Raw genomic sequence first — 8370 nt, forward strand, 5'->3', positions numbered from 1 at the left:
TCGAACTTCGCGTGAAGGGGCAATGACCGCGGGCGGCGGATGCAGTCACGCTGGGCATTTCGGCGGTTTTCAGCCGAGGAGGGGGCGGTCGTCACGACATGGTGGATGGATGCGGCTTTGAACGCAGGTGAACATCATGGCACTTCTTCATGAAGGCCCCCGTGCGGGCGCCACGTCAAACGCACCGCGGTGGAACGTCAAGGGCAATGTTCTTCTGCAGTCGTTTCCGCTTCTCGAGGCAATGTCCGTCGTGCTGCTCAGCATCGTCTCGGGAATGGTATATGATCTTGTGAGTTTCGGACATTTCGGCGAGTACGGCCGGAACTTCGGGCTCGGTGTTGTTGTAGCCGCCCTTTTTTCGACTTCCGCATATGCGCGCGGCCCATATCTGAGTTCCGAGCCGCGGTCGCTGGCCTCTCAGATCAAGGAGGTCGTGCTTATCTGGACGGCGGTCTTTCTTTGCCTGTCGGTTGTGGCGCTTGCACTCAAGGTGGGAGATATGTTTTCGCGCCAAGCCGTCATGCTGTTCTTCGTGACGGGACTTGGCGGCATCATCTTCGTGCGCTTGGGCGCCGGACGACTGTTTGCCTCATTGACCAGGTCGGACATGCTTGCCAAACCGCAAGTAGTGATCGTAACGCAATCGGACGTGCGCGTGCCAAGTGGCGTAGTCCAGGCAATCGAGGCTTCCGGATGCGAGGTCTGCCAAACGATTACATTGCCGGCGGCATCCAGCGAGGGCTCGCTCCTTGAGTGTATGGATAAGCTTATTGAACATGTGCGTCGGCGTTCTGTCGACGAGATAGTCCTTGCTATCAGTTGGGCTGACATATCCCTGATTGAGAAAATCACGGCTCACCTTTGCGTGGTTCCGGTACCCGTAAGGCTCCTTCCAGACCACGTCGTTAGCGCGCTCTTGAAGCGACCTGTCGTCAACCTGGGGGGGACGAGGGCGATAGAACTGCAACGCGCGCCCCTAACGACGCCTCAGCTGCTTACGAAGCGGCTCTTCGACCTTGTGCTGACCACTGCCGCCCTTCCATTTCTTCTGCCCCCTCTGGCCGTTGTAGCGGGGCTGATTGCGCTCGAATCCGGGAGGCCGGTGCTCTTCTGTCAGCGTCGGGCCGGGTTCAATGGCCGCACGTTCAAGATCTATAAGTTCCGAACGATGACGATCCTGGAGGACGGGCCTGTTGTCCCTCAAGCCTGCAGGGGCGATCCCCGCGTCACCCGCGTTGGGCGCATATTGAGAAGGTTCAGTATCGACGAGATTCCGCAGCTGTGGAACGTGCTGAAGGGCGACATGTCGTTGATAGGCCCGCGGCCGCACGCGCTGGCGCATGACAGCGAATACAGCCAGATCATTTCTCTCTATCCGGCTCGGCACAAGGTGAAGCCGGGGATCACCGGCTGGGCACAAATAAATGGCTGCCGCGGCGCGACGCCGCATGTCTACATGATGATCAAGCGTGTCGAACACGATATGTGGTACGTCAACAACTGGTCGGTCTGGCTCGACGTAAAGATCCTGCTTCTGACCATCCCCCGCATCTGGACGGGGCGAAACGCCTTCTAGCCCAACTTTGCCGGTCCGAGGCCGCTGGAGGCGATTTTGTGTGGCAAGTGATTGATTTGCAAGAAGTGGCGGCTGGCAGACGACCCCATCAATTAACTGCCAAGCGACACCTCACTCGGAAAGAGCGAACCTCTTCTTCGACGCTATCAGTTGAATACCACTTTGGGAGGCTCGACACCATGAGATGTGCGGCTCTACTACCAAAGGCACTGTTACAGAACAGCTGTTACAGAACATCTGAATGCAAGCGATGATCAGTGCGAAACACAGCGACCGCTCAATGCATAACCTGCGACTTCAAGCAAAAGTGGCCGCACGGCAACGGCGTTGGCAAGGTACCGCTATGGGAGCGGAGAGGAATGCTATAACTTGAGCGATTGACGAAGATCGTGTCTCTCTGGTCGTGGGTTCCACTTGAATCGAACGATCTCCACGCCCAGACAAACGAGGATGACGGCTTCTGTGAGTCCGCAACAAACCCGAACCACTGACCGAACTGCGGGGCCTCCCCTTGTCGAGTATGCTACGGCGAGGTTAGTTCCCCAAGGGCGGCTTGCATGCATCAAAGGGCAAAATATCCTGCTCAGTTCAACGCAGGGGGTAGTTTTTGCGCTCAATGACACTGCGGCTGATATCTGGCGCTCGCTTGAAGAAGGCGTGCCGGTCGAGGCTATCTTGGGCGAGATGGCAGCCCGTGGCGTTGATAGGCAAGAGGCCAATGGCTATGTCGAGGCTGCCCTTCAAGACTGGGAACGGCTCGGCCTAATCCAGCCTGCTCCACCGCCGTGCCCAACCGCAGCTCATCAATATATCTGCCAGGTCGTTGCTGTTCCAGGCGTGTGTGTGCGCATACTGTATCCGGCGGCCGTCGCCTTTCCGGCCGCGACCGTATTTCAGCATCTCGAAGTTCGAAACAGGGCCGTCGACGTTCTATTCCATCTCGTTGAGCGTAGGGAGCGGATCCACCTGTTCCGGGATGGCCACTGGACTGATTCCTGTGGTCGAGACGAGATACCCATTATGGTCAAAGGGCAACTGCTGGCCGAAGTGCTTGGGCACAGTGAATATGAACTCGCCCTCCATGCGGCGGCGCTTTTCAAGAACGGCCGCACGCTCCTCCTTTGTGGTAACCCCGGCTCGGGCAAGACGACGCTGACCTTGGCGCTGGTCCACGCGGGGTTTGGCTTCGCGGCAGACGATGTGACGCTTCTCGACTCGGCCGGACACGGTATCGGCCTTGCTTTTGCGCCTGCAGTCAAATCGGGATCATGGTCCATTCTCGGACAACATTTCCCCGAACTCGGCAGGTCTCCGGTTTACCGGCGCCCCGATCGCAGGCGCGTGCGCTTTCTTGTGCCTAAGGATCATGTCCCTCCCGTTCCCCGGCCCGTGGGCTGGGTGGTCTTGCTCTGTCGGACGCAGGATGCCAAACCTTCCCTGCGGGTGATTGACCCGACCGACATCCTGGGTGGCTTGCTGAACGGCGCCTTTGCGCGGAATAAAGAGCTAAGCAGCACCGCGTTCGACGTTCTTTGCCAAGTCATCCGATCGGCACAGGGCTTTTGCCTGACCTATGCCAAATTGGATGACGCGTTGGAACTGCTGAAGGAGGCGTGCCGATGAAGCCCACCAGGGATGCGCTCGAGGCCCTGATCGCGGGACTTAGCGGCCGCCTGGTGGTAACGGCCGACTGGCAGGCGGTAATTGCACTCGCCAACCACACTCTGCTTACGCCCGTCTTGTTCGCCACTCTTGCGCACACGGGCCAGCTTGACCGGCTCCCCGAAGACGTGGGCCAGTATCTTCAGTTCATTTACCGCTGCAACCGGGAACGCAATTTGCGCTTGCGCAGGCAGCTGAATGAAGCCGTTGCTGCCCTCAATCAGGGGGGCGTCGTTCCGGTCCTGCTCAAAGGGGCCGTTCCCTTGTTCCTTTCGTCGAGCGGCAGGGTTCCCGACAGGATCATGAACGATCTCGACTTGGCTGTGGAAACGGCCAAAGAAGGGGCTGCCCGGGCTTGCCTTGCCAAGCTTGGCTATGCCGAAGTGGCGGTCGCAGGTGGCATGGCGCGCCCGCAAGACGTCGGTCTCCTGGAGCTCCGGCCGTACCGGGAGATTGACGAGTCCCCGAGGCTTGCCCGCCGTCACGGCCTTAGGGCGAAAATCCCCGCCCCACAGTCGCGGGCCCTCCACTGGATCATGCATGATCTCATCAAGGAGGCGGACTACTGGCGCGGAAGGACCGACTTTCGCCACCTTTATGATCTGGCACGGCTGGCGGAACAGCATAAGCTGGATTGGGCGGTGCTCCGAACATCCTTGCCCGACCAGAGCGCGCGGAACGCGTTCGATACTCAACTCCTGGCATTGAGTCACTTCTTTGGCGTCAGAGCACCGGCGCAATATGTGCGGCGCCCATTGGTTCGCTTTCAACACTGGCGGCGTGTCTTCCCCTTGTACCATCCCGTCCTCGGCGTTCCATTGCGCCTGGTCGGCAATTCGCTGTGGGGTATGTGGCGACTCCTACATGGCGATGGCTTGGGCCGACGGAGTCCGCTCGACTTTGGACGCCGCGCCACTAGCATCCTCCTTGACGGCGATCTTGGGTCAAAAGTGTAGTAATACTTAATTTCCTGAATTGTATCTTGATGGCGCCTTGATGGCGCGTTGTCTTCACGAGTCGCATATGATAGATTGTGTGGTTAGAGTTGTCGCGCTGGCTGGAGTACGTTTGATGAAGAGCGGGAAATATTCCAAAGGAAGGACAGATAAACTTGTCCCGGAAGAACAGGCACGTCGTGAATTTCTAAAGAATGCCGGGCGTTTTGCTGTTGTAACACCTCCATCCATTGCTCTGTTGCTTGGCACGAGCTTGAACTCGCAAGCTATTGCCGCATCGCATGGCGCACGTCCCGGACATGGATGGGGCAGCAAGAAAGGCATCCATTCTGGTCCTCCTGGCCGCAAGCGCTAGAATGTTCCTTTGGTCGTTCTGGCCGACCATAGATGACGCGTAGTCCGGAACGCCTGAATCGGTTGGAGGCGGCCGTGGAAACGGAAGCGCGCTTGGCCCGATCTTTGCGCCAGCGGTCATCGATCCTGCCATAATTGCCGCGTCTCTGCGGTCTACCCTGATCCTGTCTCAGGAAGGGTCGATCGCAGGGATGGCAGCAGCCCGGCAAAGGCTCAGTTTTCGCGCATGCCGAGACGGAACGCGTCCGTCAGCGGTTGCGTCAAGTAGGACAGCACGGTCCGCTCGCCGGTAGCAACGATCACCTCCGCCGGCATGCCGGGCCTAAGTTTCTCGCGGACCTGTTCGGGGAACTGAGAGACCTGCACGGAAACTTTCAACTCGTAGTAGGGCTCACGAGTTACTTCGTCATGGAGCGCGTCCGCGGCAACGGTCTGCACCTCGCCGATCGCGACCGGCGTCGAGCGAGCCTTGAACGAAGGCAGTCGGATCTCGGCAGGAAGGCCCTCGGCAACATTGTTGATGTCGACCGGCGACATCTTCGCTGAGACGATCAGAGTGTCGTCATCAGGGACGATCTCCATCAAGGTTTCGCCGGGGCGAACCACGGCTCCTATCGTGTGTACCTTTAAGCCGACAACGCGCCCGGACCGCGGTGCGCGTATTTCGGTGCGGTTGAGCACGTCATCTGCAACGTGCAGCTTTTCGCCGGCGTCGGCGAGCTTGGCACTGGTCTCGGCAAACTGTGCCGAGACCTCTTCGATGGCCTCGCGCCCGACTTGCTCGATCTGGAGTCGCGCCTCGCCGATAGTGTGGCGCTCGCCCGCTATTCCGGCAAGGAAGGCACCAAGCTGACCTTGGAGATCGGCCTGCTGCCGTTTGAGCGCGGTCAGCCGCGTGCCCAGAATGATGCCTTTATGGGCTAAGGGCGCCAGCATGTCGTGCTCTTCTGTGATACTTTCGATCTGCAAACGGACAGCCTCGCTTTGGGATTGCACGGCCTCGATCTTCCGTTCGGACTGGGCGATGCGCTCCTGCAAGATGGGAATCTCGTTCGTACGGGCCAAGCGGCGCTTGTTGAACAGTCGCAACTGGTCTTCCATCGCGCGCTGGGCCAGGGGGGCGTTCCCTAGCGTGAGTTCGCGCGGGAAAGTGACCATTTCGGCTCCGTCCAGTTCCGCCTGCAGCCGTGCCTGCTCGGCAAGCAGCGAGAAGACGGCGGACCTCGCGATTTCGCCCTGCGCCTGCGCCTCGGTGAGATCAAGACGCACGAGCACCTGACCCTCGGTCACATGTGCGTTGGGCGAGACGAGAATATCACGCACGATACCGCCCGCAAGGTGCTGAACCGCCTTGCGGTCGGTTTCGACCACAACTGTACCCGAAGCGACCACCGCGCTGTCGAGGCTGGCCAGAGAGGCCCACCCGCCGAGGATGCCGAAGGTCAGCACGACGATGCCAAAGCCCATCCGCGCGGGCTTGCGCCAGTCGCCGGAGAGGTTTGCGTGCGCCGGCTTGTGGTCTGAGCCGGCAAAATCTAACGGCGCGAAAATCTGCGGGAAGCTAGCTCGACTCACCCGTCCTGCACGCAAGAGCGCGGAAAGTGTCGGCCCCACCGCGCTTGTACAAGCGGAGGCAGGAGTCGAGCGGGCCGTCCGCGTCGGGAGCCCGCGAACCCGTGCTATGATTGCAGTCCTTTTCGAGGTGTCAGGCATTATCATTGGTTTCGACTCGTTATGCATCGACGCGTGTCCGGCGGAGGAGAGAGTGCGCTGGATCTGACGCCGGCGGTCCGGCGCGCCCTCCATCCCAGACGGGCCGCCGCGGTGCCGGCGCTACGTTCGGGCCGACGAGCGACGGCAGCAACTGGTCACGACTGCCCATCTGCGCTATTCGTCCTTCCTGCATGATGATCATTCGATCCACCGCCGACAGGAGGTTCGGCCTGTGGGTCACGATCACAACGGTCTTTCCGTCTCTCCGCAACCCTTCGATTGCCCGGATCAGTGCGCGATTGCCATCGCTGTCCAAATTGGCATCAGGCTCATCGAGCACGACGAAGCTCGGCTTGCCAAACAGGGCGCGCGCGAGACCGACCCGCTGCCGCTGCCCACCCGACAGTCCGACTCCATCCTCCCCGATGTCGGTCATATACCCGTTGGGGAGGCGCTGGATCATCTCGTGCGCAGAGGCGTGTGTTGCCGCCTCGGTCACCTGCGCATCGGCCGCGTCAGCTCGGAAGCGCGCAATGTTGTCGCGCACGCAACCGGAGAACAGCTCAATATCCTGGGGCAGGTAGCCGAGCGCGGTGCCGAGTTGGTCCGGATCGTAATGGCGCAAATCGTTGCCATCGAGTCGCACGCATCCTTGCGCCGGCGGCCACGCACCCACAAGCGCACGCGCGAGCGAGGATTTGCCCGAGCCCGATGACCCGACGAGGGCGACGACCTCTCCCGCCTTCAGCGTGAACGTCGCGCCCATGACGACCGGCGTGTTCGTACCGGGGGCGAGGACGAAAAGGTTCTCGACGGAAACCGTACCCCTGACGTCAGGCAGACGCACGCGTCCTGCAATGGGCGGGTTCTCCTCGAATATGCGTTCCAGGCGCGCATGGGCGCTGCGCGCGGACACGATACTTTTCCATTGCGCCACCATGATCTCAATCGGGGCAAGTGCCCGACCCATGATAAGCGACGCCGCAAACAGGACGCCCCCGGAGATTTCCTGGTTAATAGCCAGGTACGCACCGATGCCCATCATGGCCGTTTGAATGGCCATGCGCAGAAACTTGGACAACGCAAGAAGTGTGCCGCCGCGCTCGCCCGCGCTGACGGAGTAACCTAGCGCTTCCTCGCGGATTCCGGTGCACCATGACCGGATAGCGGGCCCCATCCCGAGCCCCCGAATTGCCTCTGCATTGCGCAGCGAGGAGCCCAGCCTGTCGATCGCGCGAGTGTTCGTGAGCGAGGCTCGCAAGAGCAAGCCCTTCGTCGCTCGCTCATTTACGAGTGCGATCGTCACTATCGCCAACGCGCCGACGAGGGCCACAAGGCCGATCAACGGGTGAAGTAGGAAGCAGATCACGATGTAGATCGGAGCCCAGGGCGCGTCCATCAGCGCCATGATGACGCCGCCCGAAAGAATGTCGCGCATGAGGTCGAGATCGCGCAGGGTCTGTGCATGATTCGATCCGCGGGCACGCAGCGCCGAGGAAAGCGCCGCCTCGAAGGCGGGACCGGACAAGAGCCGATCGAACCGCACGCCAGCCTGCTGGAGGATACGAGCCCGATAATGTTCGAGGGCCCCATAGGTCATCAGCAACACGCCCACGATCACCGAAATAATGACGAGCGTGACGGCATTACGGCTCGTTAGGACGCGATCATAAATTTGCATCGTGTAGAGCGGAGACACGAACATGAGAAGATTGATGAAGAGCGAGAGCCCGCCGGCCGCGCAGAGGCCCGGACGGATATTGCGCAAGGCCACCGCCAGCGGCGAGGGCACGTGCAAGGAGAAATTTGTCATCTATTATCCGAATCCAGTGAAGCGGTCGCAGGGCGCTCTAACCTGGCCATCTTCAGGCCTCTGTTCACGAGAGAGGAAGGCGGCAGGGCAGGCGAGGTCTCATGCAAAAATCCCCCGACGGAACCACCCGCCGAGTTGGTCCGAGCGCGAGCCCTGCCCCATCTCACCGTGCTGAAGTGGGGGGGGGGGGGCGCCCCCCCCCCCCCCGCCCCCCCCGCCCCCCCGCCCGCCCCCCCCACCACACCCGGAATCGAGTTTTGGGAGTTTGGGTGGGGGGGGGGGGGGGGGGCCCCCGG

6 protein-coding genes are annotated in these 8370 nt (G+C 60.8%); 4 read left to right on the forward strand and 2 right to left on the reverse strand.

Annotated features, from left to right (window positions below; genetic code table 11):
- The first annotated feature begins 136 nt into the window (after positions 1 to 136).
- The 4 genes from AC0L3N_RS28275 to AC0L3N_RS28290 all read left to right on the forward strand — a co-directional run bounded on the left by AC0L3N_RS28275 (position 137) and on the right by AC0L3N_RS28290 (position 4549).
- Positions 137 to 1576 (forward strand): exopolysaccharide biosynthesis polyprenyl glycosylphosphotransferase, encoded by a 1440-nt coding sequence (locus tag AC0L3N_RS28275; RefSeq protein WP_473550793.1) that lies wholly within the window; start codon positions 137 to 139, stop codon positions 1574 to 1576.
- Positions 1577 to 2026: 450 nt separating this feature from the next.
- Positions 2027 to 3199, forward strand: a complete 1173-nt coding sequence (locus AC0L3N_RS28280; protein WP_473550794.1) for a PqqD family peptide modification chaperone — start codon at positions 2027 to 2029, stop codon at positions 3197 to 3199.
- Complete coding sequence (locus tag AC0L3N_RS28285) at positions 3196 to 4194, forward strand: nucleotidyltransferase family protein (protein ID WP_473550796.1); 999 nt, start codon at positions 3196 to 3198, stop codon at positions 4192 to 4194. Before AC0L3N_RS28280 ends, AC0L3N_RS28285 begins: the two co-directional genes overlap by 4 nt.
- 115 nt (positions 4195 to 4309) lie before the next feature.
- Entirely contained in the window at positions 4310 to 4549 is a 240-nt protein-coding gene (locus AC0L3N_RS28290) for a hypothetical protein (RefSeq protein WP_473550797.1), read from the forward strand.
- A 212-nt stretch (positions 4550 to 4761) separates the two neighbouring features.
- Here AC0L3N_RS28290 and AC0L3N_RS28295 read toward each other — a convergent pair whose 3' ends face one another.
- Together AC0L3N_RS28295 and AC0L3N_RS28300 are read right to left on the reverse strand one after the other, a co-directional pair.
- Positions 4762 to 6162: an HlyD family type I secretion periplasmic adaptor subunit gene (locus AC0L3N_RS28295; protein WP_473550798.1), complete on the reverse strand. Its 1401-nt coding sequence runs from the start codon at positions 6160 to 6162 to the stop codon at positions 4762 to 4764.
- 118 nt (positions 6163 to 6280) lie between these two features.
- A complete protein-coding gene (locus tag AC0L3N_RS28300; RefSeq protein WP_473550800.1) occupies positions 6281 to 8074 on the reverse strand; it encodes a type I secretion system permease/ATPase in 1794 nt (597 codons plus the stop codon).
- Between the last annotated feature and the right edge of the window lie 296 nt (positions 8075 to 8370).

The organism is Mesorhizobium sp. WSM4807 (genome assembly GCF_055811615.1).

Excerpts from the sequence above, each read along its gene's own strand:
- AC0L3N_RS28275 (WP_473550793.1), top strand. The coding sequence starts at position 137 with ATGGCACTTCTTCATGAAGGCCCCCGTGCGGGCGCCACGTCAAACGCA.
- AC0L3N_RS28280 (WP_473550794.1), top strand. The coding sequence starts at position 2,027 with ATGACGGCTTCTGTGAGTCCGCAACAAACCCGAACCACTGACCGAACT.
- AC0L3N_RS28285 (WP_473550796.1), top strand. The coding sequence starts at position 3,196 with ATGAAGCCCACCAGGGATGCGCTCGAGGCCCTGATCGCGGGACTTAGC.
- AC0L3N_RS28290 (WP_473550797.1), top strand. The coding sequence starts at position 4,310 with ATGAAGAGCGGGAAATATTCCAAAGGAAGGACAGATAAACTTGTCCCG.
- AC0L3N_RS28300 (WP_473550800.1), bottom strand. The coding sequence starts at position 8,074 with ATGACAAATTTCTCCTTGCACGTGCCCTCGCCGCTGGCGGTGGCCTTG.